Annotated in this window: 15 protein-coding genes; 7 read left to right on the plus strand and 8 right to left on the minus strand. The window is 67.9% G+C overall.

The window, feature by feature from the left end:
- Window positions 1-58: 58 nt before the first annotated feature.
- From glgB to ACG10_RS10800, 3 genes are read right to left on the minus strand one after another with little or no spacing between them, the layout of a single operon-like run.
- Window positions 59-2,266, minus strand: a complete 2,208-nt coding sequence (gene glgB, locus ACG10_RS10790; RefSeq protein WP_089168225.1) for a 1,4-alpha-glucan branching protein GlgB — start codon at window positions 2,264-2,266, stop codon at window positions 59-61.
- On the minus strand, window positions 2,263-5,589 hold the full coding sequence (gene treS, locus ACG10_RS10795) for a maltose alpha-D-glucosyltransferase (RefSeq protein ID WP_089168226.1): 3,327 nt from the start codon (window positions 5,587-5,589) through the stop codon (window positions 2,263-2,265). The genes glgB and treS overlap by 4 nt, the downstream gene beginning before the upstream one ends.
- Window positions 5,590-5,616: 27 nt before the next feature.
- Window positions 5,617-7,629, minus strand: coding sequence for an alpha-1,4-glucan--maltose-1-phosphate maltosyltransferase (locus ACG10_RS10800; RefSeq protein ID WP_089168227.1), 2,013 nt, complete (start codon window positions 7,627-7,629; stop codon window positions 5,617-5,619).
- 221 nt (window positions 7,630-7,850) lie between these two features.
- Here ACG10_RS10800 and ACG10_RS24125 point away from each other — a divergent pair, with 221 nt between their 5' ends.
- From ACG10_RS24125 to ACG10_RS10830, 7 genes are all read left to right on the plus strand, one after another.
- The gene (locus ACG10_RS24125) at window positions 7,851-8,012 is read left to right on the plus strand and encodes a hypothetical protein (RefSeq protein WP_165493833.1); all 162 of its coding nucleotides are present in this window, start codon (window positions 7,851-7,853) and stop codon (window positions 8,010-8,012) included.
- A 148-nt stretch (window positions 8,013-8,160) separates the two neighbouring features.
- Window positions 8,161-8,832 (plus strand): Bax inhibitor-1/YccA family protein, encoded by a 672-nt coding sequence (locus tag ACG10_RS10805; protein ID WP_039803943.1) that lies wholly within the window; start codon window positions 8,161-8,163, stop codon window positions 8,830-8,832.
- Window positions 8,833-8,922: 90 nt separating this feature from the next.
- Window positions 8,923-9,315, plus strand: coding sequence for a sulfurtransferase complex subunit TusD (tusD, locus tag ACG10_RS10810; protein WP_089168228.1), 393 nt, complete (start codon window positions 8,923-8,925; stop codon window positions 9,313-9,315).
- A 1-nt stretch (window position 9,316) separates the two neighbouring features.
- Window positions 9,317-9,676 carry a sulfurtransferase complex subunit TusC gene (gene tusC, locus ACG10_RS10815; RefSeq protein ID WP_039803938.1) on the plus strand — a complete coding sequence of 120 codons (360 nt, stop codon included), beginning with the start codon at window positions 9,317-9,319 and terminating at the stop codon, window positions 9,674-9,676.
- Complete coding sequence (gene tusB, locus ACG10_RS10820; protein ID WP_089168229.1) at window positions 9,676-9,972, plus strand: sulfurtransferase complex subunit TusB; 297 nt, start codon at window positions 9,676-9,678, stop codon at window positions 9,970-9,972. Before tusC ends, tusB begins: the two co-directional genes overlap by 1 nt.
- Entirely contained in the window at window positions 9,969-10,304 is a 336-nt protein-coding gene (locus ACG10_RS10825; protein ID WP_039803935.1) for a TusE/DsrC/DsvC family sulfur relay protein, read from the plus strand. Before tusB ends, ACG10_RS10825 begins: the two co-directional genes overlap by 4 nt.
- Window positions 10,301-11,287: a glycosyl transferase family protein gene (locus ACG10_RS10830; RefSeq protein WP_089168230.1), complete on the plus strand. Its 987-nt coding sequence runs from the start codon at window positions 10,301-10,303 to the stop codon at window positions 11,285-11,287. Before ACG10_RS10825 ends, ACG10_RS10830 begins: the two co-directional genes overlap by 4 nt.
- Window positions 11,288-11,323: 36 nt before the next feature.
- Here ACG10_RS10830 and cysG read toward each other — a convergent pair whose 3' ends face one another.
- From cysG to lolA, 5 genes are all read right to left on the minus strand, one after another.
- On the minus strand, window positions 11,324-12,718 hold the full coding sequence (gene cysG, locus ACG10_RS10835) for a siroheme synthase CysG (RefSeq protein ID WP_089168231.1): 1,395 nt from the start codon (window positions 12,716-12,718) through the stop codon (window positions 11,324-11,326).
- A 340-nt stretch (window positions 12,719-13,058) separates the two neighbouring features.
- Entirely contained in the window at window positions 13,059-14,339 is a 1,281-nt protein-coding gene (gene serS, locus ACG10_RS10840; RefSeq protein WP_089168232.1) for a serine--tRNA ligase, read from the minus strand.
- A 20-nt stretch (window positions 14,340-14,359) separates the two neighbouring features.
- Entirely contained in the window at window positions 14,360-14,734 is a 375-nt protein-coding gene (gene crcB / locus ACG10_RS10845; protein WP_039803926.1) for a fluoride efflux transporter CrcB, read from the minus strand.
- Window positions 14,731-16,056, minus strand: a complete 1,326-nt coding sequence (locus ACG10_RS10850) for a replication-associated recombination protein A (protein WP_039803924.1) — start codon at window positions 16,054-16,056, stop codon at window positions 14,731-14,733. Before ACG10_RS10850 ends, crcB begins: the two co-directional genes overlap by 4 nt.
- Window positions 16,057-16,069: 13 nt before the next feature.
- On the minus strand, window positions 16,070-16,693 hold the full coding sequence (gene lolA, locus ACG10_RS10855; RefSeq protein WP_039803922.1) for an outer membrane lipoprotein chaperone LolA: 624 nt from the start codon (window positions 16,691-16,693) through the stop codon (window positions 16,070-16,072).
- Between the last annotated feature and the right edge of the window lie 19 nt (window positions 16,694-16,712).

Below are 16,712 nucleotides of genomic sequence, written 5' to 3' on the forward strand. Positions count from 1 at the left end.
CCCTCCCCCAGCGCCGGGCCGCTCATCCGCCGCCGGCCCGCGCCGGACGCAGACGCGCTCATTCAGGCCGCATGATCAGCACCCCCAGCGGCGGCAGCTTGAGGTTGAGGCTGAAGGGTTGACCGTGGCTGGCCAGTTCGTCGGCGACCACCCCGCCGGCGTTGCCGACGTTGGAGCCGCCATAGCACTCGGCGTCGCTGTTGAGGGCTTCCTGCCAGTTGCCGCCGGAGGGCACGCCGATCCGGTAGCCGTGGCGCACCACCGGGGTGAAGTTGGCGACCACCAGCAGCGGTTCGCCCTTGCCGCTCCAGCGCAGCCAGGAGAACACGCTGTTGTGGCGGTCGTCGCCGATCAGCCACTGGAAGCCCTCCGGCACGCAGTCCTGCTGATGCAGCGCCCGCTCGTGGCGGTACAGCCGGTTGAGGTCCCTGACCAGCTGCTGCACGCCCTGGTGATCGCCGTAGTTGAGCAGGTACCAGTCCAGTTCGTGGTCGTGGCTCCATTCGCGCCACTGGCCGAACTCGCAGCCCATGAACAGCAGCTTCTTGCCCGGCATGCTCCACATGAAGGCCAGGTAGGCGCGCAGGTTGGCGAACTTCTGCCAGCGGTCGCCGGGCATCTTGTCGATCAGCGAGCGCTTGCCGTGCACCACCTCGTCGTGGGAAATCGGCAGGATGAAGCGCTCGGAGAAGGCATAGATCAGGCCGAAGGTCATGCGGTCGTGGTGGTAGGCGCGGTGGATCGGGTCCTCGGCCATGTATTTCAGGGTGTCGTGCATCCAGCCCATGTTCCACTTGTAGTCGAAGCCCAGCCCGCCCTCGGCGGCCGGCTTGCTGACCCCCGGCCAGGCGGTCGACTCCTCGGCGATCATCATCGCGCCGGGTGCCTCGGCCTTGACCACCTCGTTGAGATGACGGAGGAAATCGATGGCCTCGAGGTTCTCGCGGCCGCCGTGGCGGTTGGGAATCCACTCGCCATCCTTGCGCGAGTAGTCGCGGTAGAGCATGGAGGCCACCGCGTCGACGCGCAGGCCGTCGACGTGGAACTCGCGCAGCCAGTGCAGCGCCGAGGCGATCATGAAGCCGTGCACCTCGGTGCGCCCGAGGTTGTAGATGAAGGTGTCCCAGTCCTGGTGGAAGCCCTCGAAGGGGTGGTCGTACTCGTAGAGGGCGGTGCCGTCGAAGCGGCCGAGGCCATGGGTGTCGGTGGGAAAGTGCGCCGGCACCCAGTCGAGGATCACGCCGATGTCGGCCTGGTGGCAGGCATCGATGAAGGCGGCGAAATCCTCGCGCCTGCCGTAGCGGGCGCTGGGGGCGAACTGCGACAACGGCTGGTAGCCCCAGGAGCCGCCAAAGGGGTGTTCCATGATCGGCAGCAGCTCCACATGGGTGTAGCCCATTTCCTTCACGTAGGGAATCAGCCGCTCGGTCAGCTGCCGCCAGCTGGGCAGCGCTCCGCCCTCCTCGCGTCGCCAGGAGCCGACATGCAGTTCGTAGATCGCCATCGGCGCGTTCGCCGCCTGGCGGGCGGTGCGCCGTTCCATCCACACCTGGTCCCGCCAGGGGTGCGCCAGCGGCGCGGCGACCATCGAGGCGGTATTCGGCGGGGTCTCGGTGGCCAGCGCCACGGGATCGGCCTTCAGCGGCAGGATGCCGTGGGGGCCGAGCACTTCGTACTTGTAGACTTCGCCCGGCGCGAGGCGCGGGATGAAGATTTCCCAGACCCCGGCCGGGTGACGCAGGCGCATCGGATGGCGGCGGCCGTCCCAGCCGTTGAACGGGCCGACCACCGAGACGCGCCGGGCATTCGGCGCCCACACCGCGAAGCGCACCCCCGCCACCCCGTCCACGCTCAGGCACTGGGCGCCGAAGCAGCGGCCGAGGTCGCGGTGGTTGCCTTCGGCGAACAGGTAGAGATCCATCTCCCCCAGCAGCGGAGCGAAGCTGTAGGGATCCTCGGTCAGCTGCTCGCCCTGTGCCCAGCGGATGCGCAGCAGGTAGGGCTGCGCCTCGGCGAGGCGGCAGACGAACAGGCCAGGCACCCGGCTGGCCTGCATGTCGGCCAGCTTGGCCTGGCTGTCGCGGGCGAGCAGGTCGACGGCCACGGCATGCGGCAGGTAGACGCGCACCACGGTTCCTTCGCCGTCGTCGTGGGGGCCGAGCACCGCGAAGGGGTCGGCATGCTCGCCGCGCACCAGGGCATCGATGTTGCTCTCGCCGGGCAGCAGGGAATCGTCGTAGGCAGGCTGGGACAGCGGTAGGCTCATCGCAATGCATCTCCATCCAGTAGCTGTTGCGCCAGGCTCACCAGACCCCGCAGCGGCACGGCCAGCCAGGCGGGTCGGTGTTCGGCTTCATAGGCGATTTCGTAGAGCGTCTTCTCCAGGCTGAACAGCGCCAGGGCGGCCTCTTCGCCGCCCGGCGCGGCCCAGGCATGACCGATGTCGGCCGCGGCCTGGCGATAGGCGGCGAGGAAGGCCTGGCGGGCCTTGTCCTGGTACAGCGAGGCGATGCGCTGGCGGGCCTGGTCGGCCGCCTCCGAGCTGTCGATGCTCTGCGCGTTGCGCATGGCCATTTCGGCAGCGTAGCCGATCGAGCGCAGCACGCCGCTGACGTCCTTGTAGGGGCTGTGCCTGGCGCGGCGCTCGGCGAGCGGCCGCGACGGTTCGCCCTCGAAATCGATCAGATAGGCATCGCCCTGCACCACCAGCACCTGGCCGAGGTGCAGGTCGCCGTGCACGCGGATACGCAGGCTGCCGATGCAGGCCTCGGCCAACTGGCCGATCTTCGCCCGCAGGGCGTCGCGCTGCAGCAACAGCTGCCCGGCGGCGGCACGTGCCTCTTCGTCCAGCGTCGCCTGGCGCTCGGCAAGAATCACCAGGGCCCGTTCCAGCTGGGCGCCGACGCCCTCGGCCCAGTGCGCAACGTCCGCGGGGCCGGCAGTTTCGGGAGCGAAATCCGGGTTGTCGGTAGGCCCGGCCAGGGCCATGTGCATCTCGCCGAGGCGCTGGCCGAACTGGCGGGAAAAGTTCTCCAGTTCGTGCAGCGCACTGTACTGGCTCTCCAGGGTCGACTCGCCGCCGGCCAGTTCGTCGCGGATGGCGCGGTCGAGGGTGTTCTGCGTCCACTCCCAGGCATCGCCCTGGTTCTCCAGATAGCGCTGCAGGATCATCAGCGCGGTGCATTCACCCAAGCCATCGACCCGGCACACCTCGCCGAGCACGCTGGCGATGTTGGCGAAGCCGCAACGGGTGAGGAACAGGCCCATCTCCAGCTCGGGGTGCACGCCCGGCGAAACCCGGCGGATCAGCTTGAGCACCAGGGCATTGCCGATCACCACCGAGCTGTTGGACTGCTCGGCGGAGATGTAGCGCACCTCGGCGTCGGCCGGCAGCTCGATCGGGTCGAGCTGGGCGGTGGGCAGGAAGCGCAGCTCGCCTTGCTCGAAGGCCAGCACGCGGCGCTCGCGCAGCGCCTGGATCACCGCACGAACGAAGCCCTCCAGGGTGAAGGCATCGGTCAACAGACCCACCCGCCGGCCGCGGCGCACCCGGGCCATGGCCAGCTGCTGGGGCAGGACGCTGCCGAACTCCTCCTCGGGGAGAAAGCCCAGCGGCAGCTGGTAGCGCTGCAGGTTGCCCTCGACGCCGCTCTCGATCTCGCTGAGCAGCACGGGGCGTGGCAGATTGCCGAAGGTCACCGTATAGATGATGCGCACGTTGCCCAGCGGCGCGCCCTTGCCGGCGAACCAGCGGCGCTTGGGCAGGTAGGCCGGCAGCACTTCCTTCTCCAGGATGCGCCGGTTGGGGTCCACCAGCAGGTCGTCGAGACGGCGCAGCACCAGGGTCTGGAATTCGGGCATGCCCTCGGCCGGCTTGATGTGCCAGCTGGGCATCTGCGACTCGGGCGCCAGCAGGAACCAGCAGAAACCGTACGGCGGCAGGGTCAGCAGGTAGGGCAGCTGGCCGATCGGGGGGAAGGCGCTGCCGCCGGTCATCTCCACCGGCACCATGCCGGCGAACTGCGGCAGCTCCAGCTCCACCGCCTGGGCCGAGCGCGAGACGTTGGCCACGCAGAGGATGGTCTCGCTGCCGTCCGCCCCATGGTATTCGCGCAGGTAGGCGAAGATGCGCCGGTTGGCCGGCGCCAGCAGCTTCAGCGTGCCGCGGCCGAAGGCCTTCTGCTGCCTGCGCACGGCGAGCATGCGCCGGGTCCAGTTGAGCAGCGAATAGCTGTCGCGCTGCTGGGCCTCGACATTCACGGTCTGGAAGCCGTACAGCGGGTCCATGATCGGCGGCAGCACCAGGCCGGCCGGATCGGCGCGGGAGAAGCCGCCGTTGCGGTCGATGCTCCACTGCATGGGCGTGCGCACCCCGTCGCGGTCGCCCAGGTAGATATTGTCGCCCATGCCGATCTCGTCGCCGTAGTAGATCACCGGGGTGCCCGGCATCGACAGCAAGAGGCTGTTGAGCAGCTCGATGCGCCGCCGGTCGCGCTCCAGCAGCGGCGCCAGGCGCCGGCGGATGCCGAGGTTGATCCGCGCGCGGCGGTCGGCGGCGTAGAAGTTCCACAGGTAGTCGCGCTCGCGGTCAGTGACCATCTCCAGGGTCAGCTCGTCGTGGTTGCGCAGGAAGACCGCCCACTGGCAGTCGGTCGGGATGTCCGGCGTCTGGCACAGGATGTCGGTCATCGGGAAGCGGTCTTCCTGGGCGATGGCCATGTACATGCGCGGCATCAGCGGGAAGTGGAAGGCCATGTGGCATTCGTCGCCCCGGCCCTCCGGGGTGCCGCCGAAGTACAGCTGGGTGTCCTCCGGCCACTGGTTGGCCTCGGCCAGCAGCATGCGGTCCGGGTAGTCGGCATCCAGCTCGGCGCGGATGCGCTTGAGCACCTGGTGGGTCTCGGGGAGGTTCTCGTTGTTGGTGCCGTCGCGCTCGATCAGGTAGGGAATGGCGTCCAGGCGCAGGCCATCGACGCCCAGGTCGAGCCAGTAGCGCATGATGCCGAGCACCGCCTTCATCACTTGCGGGTTGTCGAAGTTGAGGTCCGGCTGGTGCGAGTAGAAGCGGTGCCAGAAGTACTGGCCGGCGACCGGGTCCCAGGTCCAGTTGGACTTCTCGGTGTCGAGGAAGATGATTCGGGTGTCCGGGTACTTGTCGTCGCTGTCCGACCAGACATAGAAGTTGCGCGCCGCCGAGCCCTTCCTGGCCTTGCGCGCGCGCTGGAACCAGGGATGCTGGTCGGAGGTGTGGTTGATCACCAGCTCGGTGATCACCCGCAGCCCGCGCCGGTGCGCCTCGGCGATGAAGCGGCGCACGTCGGCGAGACTGCCGTAGTCGGGATGCACGCCGCGGTATTCGGCGATGTCGTAGCCGTCGTCGCGGCGCGGCGAGGGATAGAACGGCAGCAGCCAGAGGGTGTTGACGCCCAGGTCGGCGATGTAGTCCAGCTTGGCGATCAGCCCGGGAAAGTCGCCGATGCCGTCGTTGTTGGAGTCGAAGAACGACTTGACGTGCACCTGGTAGATCACCGCGTCCTTGTACCAGAGCGGGTCTTCGAGGAAGGCGGCAGGCTTGGACAATTGATCCATTGTTCTCTGCTCCTGAATGCCAGCGGTTCAGTGCGGCGGGGTCAGCTTCCAGATGCCGAAGGGCAGATAGTCGGGGTCGAGGCGCGTCCACTGGATCTTGCCGTGCCAGGTCCAGCGATGGCCGTTCATCAGGTCCTCGCCGTGCATGGCGGCGTGGTCGGGCAGGCCGAACTCCCAGAGCGGCAGCTCGAAATGGGCCTCCTGGGCGTGGAAGGGATCGAGGTTGACGGCGACCAGGACGAAATTGGACAGGTCCGGCGTGCGCTTGCCGAACAGCAGGATGTTGTCGTTCCAGGCGTTGTAGAGCTGCAGGCCCAGATGGGTCTGCAGCGCCGGGTTGTAGCGGCGGATGCGGTTGAGCTGGGCGATCTCGGCGACGATGTTGCCGGGCGCCAGGTAGTCCCGCGGGCGGATCTCGTACTTCTCCGAGTCGAGGTATTCCTCCTTGCCGGGCAGTGCCGCCGCCTCGCACAGCTCGAAGCCCGAATACATGCCCCACAGCCCCGAGCCCATGGCCGCCAGCGCGGCGCGGATGAGAAAGCCGGCGCGCCCGGAGTTGTGCAGGAAGACGGGGTTGATGTCCGGCGTGTTGACGAAGAAGTTCGGCCGCATGCAGTACTTCGCCGGTGCCTCGTTCAGCTCCGCGAAGTAGGCGCCGAGCTCCTCCTTGGTGTTGCGCCAGGTGAAGTAGGTATAGCTCTGCGAGAAGCCGAGCTTGCCCAGGCGCAGCATCATCGGCGGGCGGGTGAAGGCCTCGGAGAGGAAGATCACTTCCGGGTGCTTGCTGCGCACGTCGCCGATCAGCCACTCCCAGAACGGCAGCGGCTTGGTGTGCGGGTTGTCGACGCGGAAGATCTTCACCCCTTCGGCGACCCAGCCGAGCACCACGTCGCGCAGCGCCACCCAGAGGTCGGGGACGGCATCCGCGGCGTAGAAGTCGACGTTGACGATGTCCTGGTACTTCTTCGGCGGGTTCTCGGCATAGCGGATGCTGCCGTCCGGGCGCCAGGAGAACCAGCCGGGATGCCGCTTCAGCCAGGGGTGGTCCTGGGAACACTGGATGGCGAAGTCCAGGGCGATCTCCAGGTCGTACTCGCCGGCGGCGGCGACCAGCTCGCGGAACTCCTCGCGCGAACCCAGCTGCGGGTGGATCGCCTCGTGACCGCCCTCCTCGCCGCCGATGGCGTAGGGGCTGCCGGGATCGTCCGGCCCGGCCTCCAGACTGTTGTTGCGGCCCTTGCGGAAGCGCCGGCCGATCGGATGGATCGGCGGGAAGTAGAGGACGTCGAAGCCCATGTCGTGGATCGCCGGCAGGCGGGCGATGACGTCCCTGAAGGTCCCGTGGCGCTGCGGATCGTCGGTCTGCGAGCGGGGAAACAGCTCGTACCAGCTGGCGAACAGGGCGCGCTCGCGCTCCACGTCCAGGGGAAAGGCATTGCTGTAGGTGCGATGGGGATGAGCGTCGGCGGCGCTCATGGCGGCGCTGGCCTCGCCGCCGAGCAGCAGTTCCACAGCCTCGGTGTGGGAGGCCCGCTCCAGCCGCCGCAAAAGCTCCTCCAGCGTGGCGCGCACCTCGCCCTGGCCGTGCTCGACGGCCCGCTGCAGGTGCAGGCGGCCCTCCTGCAGTTCGAGGGAGAGAGGCACGCCGGCGGCGTGCTTCTTCTGCAGTTCGTGCCGGTAGGTCGCGTAGACGTCCCACCAGGCCTCGATCACGAACAGATGCCGGGCGACGCGCAGCGGGGTGAACTCGGCCTGCCAGCGGTCGTTGCCGACAAACCGCATGCTCTGGCGGTGCCAGCCCGCCTCGCCGTCGGCCCGCCAGTAGAGGGCGGCGCCGAGCTGGTCATGACCGTCGGTGAAGATGCTGCTGGTCACCGCCACCGGCTGGCCGGCGATCGCCTTGACGGCGAAGCGACCGTTGTCGAGGGTCGGCTCGGTATGTTCGATGGCGATCCGCGGCAGGCGCAGCGCCTCGTCCAGGTTCGGACGGTGGTTCTCGCAATGCACGCCGGGCTGGCGCGCCTCGTGGGAGCTGGACATCGGGCTCGTTCCTCTGCTGGACAGCCATGGGAAAGCCGGCGACTGGCACGGTCGGCGTTGGCCGGCCATGCTTTTTCCGATGGCGGATGCGTGGAAAAAGTTCTGTGTGCGGCCGTGGGCGGAACTCTCCGGCCGGCGCCCCCATCCATGAGTTATAGAAGAAATGCCGCCCGTCACGGACTTTTGCGCGGCGACCTTGGACCTGACGCGAGGATTGAGCCATGAGCCAGCGATCCGATATTCCCCAGCCCGACCCGGTGGTCTGGAACCATCCGGGAGACTTCCCGCAAATGCCGGAATACGAGCCGGCCGAGGAGGTCAAGTACACCCCGCCGAACGACGGCAAGCTCTCCCACGGCGAGGAGGAACAGGAGCCGCAGTGAGGGAGCGGGCGCCCCGCCCGCCTCCGCACGCCGGCATCCGGGAGCCTGGGCAAGACACACACTGTCAAACTCTGACGGTCGGCAGCACCGCGTCCTTTGCTATGATCTCCGCCATCGATCACGGAACCTCGATCCAAGGAGCTGTGCCATGCACGAACCCAACAGTTATGTCCTCCAAACCGCCCAGGCGGAGCAGCTGGAAGTCAGCCGCGTCCTGCGCAACACCTATGGCCTGCTGGCCATGACCCTCGCCTTCAGCGGCGTGGTCGCCTATGTGGCGCAACAGATGAAGGTGGCCTATCCGAACATCTTCGTCGTCCTGATCGGCTTCTACGGGCTGTTCTTCCTCACCGTGAAGCTGCGCGACTCGGCCTGGGGCCTGCTCTCCACCTTCGCCCTGACCGGCTTCATGGGCTACACCCTCGGCCCGATCCTCGACCGCTACCTGGGCATGCCCAACGGCGGCGAGGTGGTGTCCTCGGCATTCGCCATGACCGCCCTGGTGTTCGTCGGCCTGTCCGCCTACGTGCTGACCACCCGCAAGGACATGAGCTTCCTCGGCGGCTTCATCACCGCCGGCTTCTTCGTCCTGCTCGGCGCCAGCCTGGCTGGCCTGTTCTTCGAGATCAGCGGCCTGCAACTGGCGATCAGCGCCGGCTTCGTGCTGTTCTCCTCGGTCTGCATCCTGTATCAGACCAGCGAGATCATCCACGGCGGCGAGCGCAACTACATCATGGCGACGATCAGCCTGTACGTGTCGATCTACAACCTGTTCGTCAGCCTGCTGCAGATCTTCGGCATCATGAGCAGCGACGACTGATCACCGTCCCGGTCTCACGAAAGCCCGCGCGATGCGGGCTTTCGCTTTTCTGGCGTATCATTTTTCTTTTTCTCCCTGCGGCTGCCGTCCATGAAATTCGCCATCGCCCTGTTCGCCCCGCCCCATGCACCCTCCTCGCGGCGCGCCCTGCGCTTTGCCGAGGCGGTGCTCGCCGGCGGCCACGAGATCAATCGGCTGTTCTTCTACCAGGACGGCGTGCACAACGCCTCCGGCAGCATCGTCACCCCCCAGGACGAGCTAGACCTGCCGGCCCAGTGGCGCGCTTTCGTCGAACGGCACAAGCTGGATGCGGTGGTGTGCATCGCCGCCGCCCTGCGCCGCGGCGTGCTGGATGCGCAGGAGGCACAGCGCTATGGCCGCACGGCGATCGCGGTGACGCCGCCCTGGGAGCTGTCCGGCCTCGGCCAGTTGCACGAGGCCGCCCAGCAGGCCGACCGTCTGGTCTGCTTCGGAGGTGTCTGAAATGGCCAAATCGATGCTGATCGTCAGCCGCCACAGCCCCTGGAGCGGTCTGGGCGCCCGCGAGGCGCTGGACATCGCCCTGGCCGGCGGCGCCTTCGAGCTGCCCATCGGCCTGCTGTTCCTCGACGACGGGGTGTTCCAGCTGCTGCCCGGCCAGCAGCCCGCCGCCCTCGAGCAGAAGGACCTCGCCGCCAACCTGCAGGCCCTGCCGCTGTTCGGCGTGGACGACCTCTACGTCTGCCGCCAGAGCCTGCGCCTGCGCGGCCTGGACGGCCAGCCCCTGGCCCTGCCGGCCACTCCGCTGGAAGGGCCGGAGCTGGCCGACCTCTTCGACCGTTACGATCTGGTGATCACCCTCTGATGACGACCCTGCACCTGCTTTCCCAATCGCCGCTCACCAGTCCGCTGGACAGCACCCTGCGCCCGCTCGGGGTTCGCGACGGCCTGCTGCTCTGCGGCGACGCCTGCCATGCGCTGCAGCCCGGCAGCGCGCCACTCGAGCTGCTGGAGCACCTGCCCGCCTCCGTCGCCGTCCATGCCCTCGAAGAAGACCTGCAGGCGCGCAACCTCACGGCGCCCGAGCGCGTGCAGGTGGTGGACTACCCCGGCTTCGTCGAGCTGTGCACCCGCTACGACAAGGTCAACGGCTGGCTATGAACACGCTGAACGTCGCCGGCTGCAGCCTGGCGCTGGACAAGGACGGCTACCTGACCGACCTTCAGGACTGGTCGGAGGAAGTCGCCGAGGCCCTGGCCCGGCGCGAGGAGCTGGAGCTGAGCGCCGAACACTGGGAGATCCTCCGCCTGCTGCGGGACTTCTACGCACAGTTCCAGCTGTCGCCGGCGACCCGCCCATTGATCAAGTACGTCGCCCTGAAACTCGGTCCGGAAAAGGGCAACAGCCTGCACCTGAACCGCCTGTTCAAGGGTACCCCCGCCAAACTGGCCGCCAAGCTGGCCGGCCTGCCGAAACCGACGAATTGCCTATGACTACCGTTACCCCTGAAGAACATCCCTTCGCCCAGTTCGTCCGCATCCTCGGCAAGGGCAAGCGCGGCGCGCGCAGCCTGACCCGCGAGGAGGCCCGCGAGGCCATGGGCATGCTGCTCGACGGCAAGGCCGAGGAAATCCAGCTCGGCGCCTTCCTGATGCTGCTGCGCCACAAGGAGGAAAGCGCCGAGGAGCTGGCCGGCTTCACCGAGGCCGTGCGCGCCCGCCTGCAAACCCCGGCGGGCCTCGCCGTGGACCTGGACTGGCCGAGCTACGCCGGCAAGAAGCGCCATCTGCCCTGGTACCTGCTGGCGGTGAAATGCCTGGCGCAGAACGGCGTGCGCATCCTCATGCATGGCGGCGGCGCGCATACCGCCGGGCGCCTCTACAGCGAGCAGCTGCTCGGCCTGCTGGAGATTCCCCTGTGCCATGACTGGAGCGAGGTCGAACAGGCGCTGCAGGCCCGCAACCTGGCCTTCACTCCTCTCGGCGCCTGGATGCCGCACCTGCAGCGGATGATCGAGCTGCGCAACACCCTCGGCCTGCGCTCGCCGATCCACTCCCTGGCGCGCATGCTCAACCCGCTCGGTGCGCGCTGCAGCCTGCAGAGCATCTTCCATCCCGGCTACCAGGCCATCCACCGCGAAGGCAGCCGCCTGCTCGGCGACACCGCCGTGGTGATCAAGGGCGACGGCGGCGAGATCGAAATCAATCCGGATGCCATCAGCCACCTGTACGGCACCGCCGGCGGCGAGAGCTGGGACGAGGAATGGCCGGCCATGGCTCCCCAGCGCCACGTCAAGCCCGAACGGCTCGACCCGGCGCAGCTGCAGGCCTTCTGGCGCGGCGAGAGCGAGGACGCCTACGGCCGCCTGGCGGTGCTGGGCACCATGGCCTTGGCCCTGCGCGCCCTCGGCACGCCGCGCGAGGAAGCCCTCGCCCAGGCGCAGCGTTACTGGGAGGCGCGCGACCGCTCGAAGTGACGGATGAAGGCCGCCGGCCGAGCCCGGGAACGGGACTCAGTCGGCGGCCTGCCGGCCCTCGAACCAGGCCAGCTTGTCGCGCAGCTGCACCACTTCGCCGACGATCAGCAGGGTCGGCGCCGTGACCTTCTCCTGCGCGACCCGCGCGGGCAGCTCGGCCAGGCTGGAAACGATCACCCGCTGCTGGGGGGTGGTGCCCTGCTGGATCAGCGCCGCCGGGGTCGTCGCCGCGCGGCCGTGCTCGATCAGCCGCTGGCAGATCACCGACAGGCCGACCAGCCCCATGTAGAACACCAGGGTCTGGGCCGGCGCCACCAGATCGGCCCAGGGCAGATCGAAGCTGCCGTCCTTCAGGTGGCCGGTGACGAAGCGTACCGACTGGGCGTGGTCGCGATGGGTCAGCGGGATGCCCGCATAGGCGGCGCAGCCGCTCGCCGCGGTGATCCCCGGCACTACCTGGAAGGGAATGCCGTGGGCGGCCAGCTCCTCGATCTCCTCGCCGCCGCGACCGAAGATGAACGGATCGCCGCCCTTCAGGCGCAGCACCCGCTTGCCCTCTGCGGCCAGCTTCACCAACAGTTGATTGATCTGCTCCTGGGGCAAGGCATGCTCGGCGCGGCGCTTGCCGACATAGATCCGTTCGGCATCGCGCCGGCACAACTCGATGATCGCCGGGGCCACCAGGCGGTCATAAAGCACCACGTCGGCCTGCTGCATCAGACGCAGGGCCCGGAAGGTGAGAAGGTCCGGATCGCCCGGTCCGGCACCGACCAGGTAGACCTCGCCGAGCGCCCTGGGCGCCGCACCGCCGAGCTTGGCCTCGAACAGCCGCTCGGCCTCGGCGCCCTGCCCGGCCAGCAGCCGCTCGGCGATCGGCCCCTGGAACACCTCCTCCCAGAACACCCGGCGCTGCTGGACGTTGGGCAGCAGGCGCTTGACCTGCTCGCGGAACTTCTTCGCCAAGCCGGCCAGCTGGCCGTAGCTGGCCGGAATCCAGGTTTCGATCCGCGCGCGCATCAGCCGCGCCAACACCGGCGCGTCGCCACCGCTGGAGACCGCGACCAGCAGCGGCGAACGGTCGACGATGGCCGGGAAGATCACGCTGCACAGGGCCGGCGAATCCACCACGTTGACCGGCACGCCACGGCCATGGGCATCGCGGGAAACCTGGGCGTTCAACCCGTGATCATCGGTGGCAGCAATGGCCAGCACGCAGCCATCCAGATCCCCCTCCGCGTAGCCCCGTATCAGGCAGTGTCCACCGCCCTCCCGCACCAGCTCGGCGAGCGCCGCCTCGATCTGCGGCGCCACGACCCGCAGCTCGGCACCAGCATCGGCGAGCAGCCGTGCCTTGCGCAGGGCGACCTCGCCACCGCCGACCAGCAGCACATGGCGGCCCTTGAGGTTGTGGAACAACGGAAGATAGTCCATGGGTCGCCTCTCGACGGATGAAAACAAAACGGGGTGGCCCCAGGGTCTGTTGACGTTTTGGCGTAGGCCGCGACGCGGCCCGTTTGGCGCAGAACAAGGAACGAGGAGAGAAGTTTGGTCATTCCAAGTGAACGACGAGCGACGCCGTGCTGCGCCAAACGGGCCCCGTCCCTTCGGGTTGCGCGGCAAATGCCGCCATGCGGCGTTGCGGGTCTTGGCAAGGGAATGACCATTGCCGGCGACCCGCGCCTTGCCTGGCGGCATTTGGCGCGGCAACGCGGCTCACGCCAAAATGTCAACAGACCCTAACCACCCCGCATTCAGTGTCGCTCGACTCGACCTAGCCGATGACCTCGATACCGCCCATGTAGAGCTTGAGCACTTCCGGCACGCGGATCGAGCCGTCGGCCTGCTGGTAGTTTTCCAGCACCGCCACCAGGGTGCGGCCGACCGCCAGACCGGAACCATTCAGAGTATGCACCAGCTCCGGCTTGCCGGTTTCCGGGTTGCGCCAGCGCGCCTGCATGCGCCGCGCCTGGAAGTCGCCGCAGTTGGAGCAGGAAGAGATCTCCCGGTACTTGTCCTGGCTCGGCACCCAGACTTCCAGGTCGTAGGTCTTGGTCGCGCCGAAGCCCATGTCGCCGGTGCACAGGGCCAGCACGCGGTACGGCAGCTCGAGCCGCTGCAGAACCTTCTCGGCGTTGCCGGTCAGTTCTTCCAGGGCCTCGTAGGACCTGGCCGGATCGACGATCTGCACCATCTCCACCTTGTCGAACTGGTGCTGGCGGATCATGCCGCGGGTGTCGCGCCCGGAAGCGCCGGCCTCGCTGCGAAAGCACGGGGTGTGGGCGACGAATTTCAGCGGCAGTTGCCTGGCGTCGAGGATCTCGCCGGAAACGATGTTGGTCAGCGACACCTCGGCGGTGGGGATCAGGTAGAAGTCGGCCTCGCCCTCGCGGCTGATCTTGAACAGGTCTTCCTCGAACTTCGGCAGCTGGCCGGTGCCCTGCAGGGCCGGAGCCTGCACCAGATAGGGAGTGTAGGCCTCCTCGTAGCCGTGCTCGCCGGTGTGCAGGTCGAGCATGAACTGCGCCAGGGCCCGATGCAGTCGGGCGATGGGACCGCGCATCAGGGCGAAGCGGGCGCCGGAGAGCTTGGCGGCGGTCTCGAAGTCCAGCCAGCCATGCTGCTCGCCGAGAGCGACGTGATCCTTGATCTCGAAGTCGAAGGCGCGCGGGGTGCCCCAGCGGCGCACTTCCACATTTTGCTCTTCGTCGGCGCCGACCGGCACCGATTCGTGAGGCAGGTTGGGAATGCTCAGCATCAGGCCGTCCAGCTCAGCCTGGATGGCCTCCAGCTCGCGCTTGCCGGCCTCCAGGTCGCTGCCCATGCGGTCGACTTCGGCCAGCAGCGGCGCAATGTCCTCGCCGCGCGACTTGGCCTGACCGATGGCCTTGGAGCGGGCGTTGCGCTCGGCCTGCAGCTGTTCGGTGCGGGTTTGCACGGCCTTGCGCTGGGCTTCGAGGCTCTCGAAACGCGCCACGTCCAGTTGGAAGCCACGGGTTGCCAGGCGGTCCGCAATCTCCTGCAGTTGGGTACGAACCAGTTTGGAGTCGAGCATGGGATGTTCTCGTCTATCGATCAGAGCTTGGTGAGTGTCAGGCCGGCCCAGGTGGCGAGCAGACCGCCCAGCACGCTGAGCGCCAGGTAGCCGAAGGCCAGCGGGGCCTGGCCGCTTTCCAGCAGGCGCAGCGTGTCGAGGGAAAAGGATGAAAAGGTGGTCAGGCCACCGAGAAAACCGACGATCACCCCGGCCCGCAGCGCCAGCGGCACTTCGGGACGCAGGAGGAACTGGCCATACAGATAGCCGATCAGCAGGCAGCCGGCAATGTTGACTGCCAGCGTGGCCGCATAGAAATGCTGCGGCCAGTGCGCGGACACCCAGTTGCTGGCGGCGAAGCGCAAGAGGCAGCCGAGCGCGCCGCCTGCTGCCACCGCCAGGGTCACGCCGATCATGGCTTTCTCCTCTGCCACGGACTGGCGCGGTCGAGTTCGGCCAGATGCTGCAATTTGTCGCGGATCTTCAATTCCAGGCCGCGCGGCACCGGGTGGTAGTAGCGGCGCGGCTCGAGGCTTTCCGGGAAGTAGTCCTCGCCGGCGGCATAGGCCTCCGGCTCGTCGTGGGCGTAGCGGTATTCCTCGCCGTAGCCGAGCTGCTTCATCAGCCTGGTCGGAGCGTTGCGCAGGTGCAGCGGCACCTCCAGCGAACCCTGCTGGGCAGCGTCGGCCATGGCCGCCTTGAAGGCGCTGTAGACGGCGTTGCTCTTCGGCGCACAGGCCAGGTAGACGATGGCCTGGGCCACCGCCAGCTCGCCCTCGGGGCTGCCCAGACGCTCCTGCACGTCCCAGGCCGCCAGACACAGGGGTAGCGCTCGCGGGTCGGCATTGCCGACGTCCTCGCTGGCCATGCGCACCACGCGGCGGGCGAGATAGAGCGGATCGCAGCCGCCGTCGAGCATCCGCGCGAACCAGTAGAGCGCGGCGTCGGGATTCGAGCCGCGCACCGACTTGTGCAGCGCGGAGATCTGGTCGTAGAAGGCCTCGCCGCCCTTGTCGAAACGCCGGCGGCTGTCGCCCAGCAGATTGCCGAGCAGCTCGACGCCGATCACCTCGCCGTCCTCGACCAGGTCGGCGGCGTTCTCCAGCAGGTTGAGCAGTCGCCGACCGTCGCCGTCGGCTGCCGCCAGCAGCATCTTGAGGCTTTCCTCCGGCAGGCCCAGGCGGCGTCCGCCCAGTCCGCGCTCCTCGCCCAAAGCGCGCTCGACCAGCCGGCGCAGGGCTGCCTCGTCCAGGCTCTTCAGCACGTAGACGCGCGCCCGCGAGAGCAGCGCGTTGTTCAGCTCGAAGGAAGGGTTCTCGGTGGTGGCGCCGATGAAGATCAGGGTGCCGTCTTCCACGTAGGGCAGGAAGGCGTCCTGCTGGGACTTGTTGAAGCGGTGCACCTCGTCGACGAAGAGGATGGTCCGCCGGCCATACTGGGCTGCCTGCTGGCGGGCGACCTCGACCGCCTGGCGAATCTCCCTGACCCCGGCGAGCACCGCGGAAATCGTCTCGAAGTGGGCGTCGGTGACCTTCGCCAGCAGCCGCGCCAGGGTGGTCTTGCCGACCCCGGGCGGCCCCCAGAAGATCATCGAGTGCAGGGCGCCCTGCTCCAGCGCCTCGCGCAGCGGCTTGCCGCGGGCCAGCAGATGCTCCTGGCCGACGTACTCGTCCAGGCTGGCCGGGCGCAGGCGCGCGGCCAGGGGCTGGGCAGGAGGATCGGCGCGAAACAGGTCCATGGGCTTGGCCGGATCACTCCTGGATGACGTCGGTGCCTTCCGGCACCTTGAAGTTGAACTGGGCGGTATCGATCGACTGGTTCATCTTCACCCCAAAGAACAGGATGTTGGTGCGCTGGCCGACGCCATCGATCAGTTGCATGTCGTTGACCACGCCATTGCGGAAGGACAGGCGCAGGTTGTCGAACAGGGTGTCCTTGGCTTTCGGCTTGAGGATGAAGTCCACCACGCCGCCGGCTTCCTTGTGGGTGATCTCGAAGTTCTCGCCGATCTTCGAGATGTCGCCGGAGAGCAGCAGCGCCGGGGTGTGGGTCAGGCGCTGGTCGAGGCTGCGGATGGTCACCTGCTCCAGGTCCGGGTCGTACAGCCAGACCGTCTCGCCGTTGGAGACCAGCAGCTGCTCCAGCGGCGCGTCGGTGTGCCAGCGGAACAGTCCCGGGCGCTTCAGCGCCATCTCGCCCGAGGTTTCCTGCAGCTGGGTGCCGGAACCGTCGAGGGTGAGCTGGGAGAAGCGCGCGGTCAGGGTCTGCGCCTGGTCGAGCAACTGGGTCAGGCGCTGGATGGAGCGCTCGTCCGCCTGCACCGGCAGGAGGACGAGGGTGAGAGCGGACAGCAACAGCATGCGGAAAAAGCGCATGACAATCCTCATGGGAGCC

Origin of the sequence: Azotobacter chroococcum (assembly GCF_002220155.1) — a bacterium.
GTDB lineage: Bacteria > Pseudomonadota > Gammaproteobacteria > Pseudomonadales > Pseudomonadaceae > Azotobacter > Azotobacter chroococcum.

Excerpts from the sequence above, each read along its gene's own strand:
- lolA (WP_039803922.1), bottom strand. The coding sequence starts at position 16,693 with ATGCGCTTTTTCCGCATGCTGTTGCTGTCCGCTCTCACCCTCGTCCTC.
- glgB (WP_089168225.1), bottom strand. The coding sequence starts at position 2,266 with ATGAGCCTACCGCTGTCCCAGCCTGCCTACGACGATTCCCTGCTGCCC.
- crcB (WP_039803926.1), bottom strand. The coding sequence starts at position 14,734 with ATGATCGGCGTGACCCTGGCGGTGGCAGCAGGCGGCGCGCTCGGCTGC.
- treS (WP_089168226.1), bottom strand. The coding sequence starts at position 5,589 with ATGGATCAATTGTCCAAGCCTGCCGCCTTCCTCGAAGACCCGCTCTGG.
- serS (WP_089168232.1), bottom strand. The coding sequence starts at position 14,339 with ATGCTCGACTCCAAACTGGTTCGTACCCAACTGCAGGAGATTGCGGAC.
- ACG10_RS24125 (WP_165493833.1), top strand. The coding sequence starts at position 7,851 with ATGAGCCAGCGATCCGATATTCCCCAGCCCGACCCGGTGGTCTGGAAC.
- ACG10_RS10830 (WP_089168230.1), top strand. The coding sequence starts at position 10,301 with ATGACTACCGTTACCCCTGAAGAACATCCCTTCGCCCAGTTCGTCCGC.
- ACG10_RS10800 (WP_089168227.1), bottom strand. The coding sequence starts at position 7,629 with ATGTCCAGCTCCCACGAGGCGCGCCAGCCCGGCGTGCATTGCGAGAAC.
- ACG10_RS10805 (WP_039803943.1), top strand. The coding sequence starts at position 8,161 with ATGCACGAACCCAACAGTTATGTCCTCCAAACCGCCCAGGCGGAGCAG.
- cysG (WP_089168231.1), bottom strand. The coding sequence starts at position 12,718 with ATGGACTATCTTCCGTTGTTCCACAACCTCAAGGGCCGCCATGTGCTG.
- ACG10_RS10825 (WP_039803935.1), top strand. The coding sequence starts at position 9,969 with ATGAACACGCTGAACGTCGCCGGCTGCAGCCTGGCGCTGGACAAGGAC.
- tusB (WP_089168229.1), top strand. The coding sequence starts at position 9,676 with ATGACGACCCTGCACCTGCTTTCCCAATCGCCGCTCACCAGTCCGCTG.
- tusD (WP_089168228.1), top strand. The coding sequence starts at position 8,923 with ATGAAATTCGCCATCGCCCTGTTCGCCCCGCCCCATGCACCCTCCTCG.
- ACG10_RS10850 (WP_039803924.1), bottom strand. The coding sequence starts at position 16,056 with ATGGACCTGTTTCGCGCCGATCCTCCTGCCCAGCCCCTGGCCGCGCGC.
- tusC (WP_039803938.1), top strand. The coding sequence starts at position 9,317 with ATGGCCAAATCGATGCTGATCGTCAGCCGCCACAGCCCCTGGAGCGGT.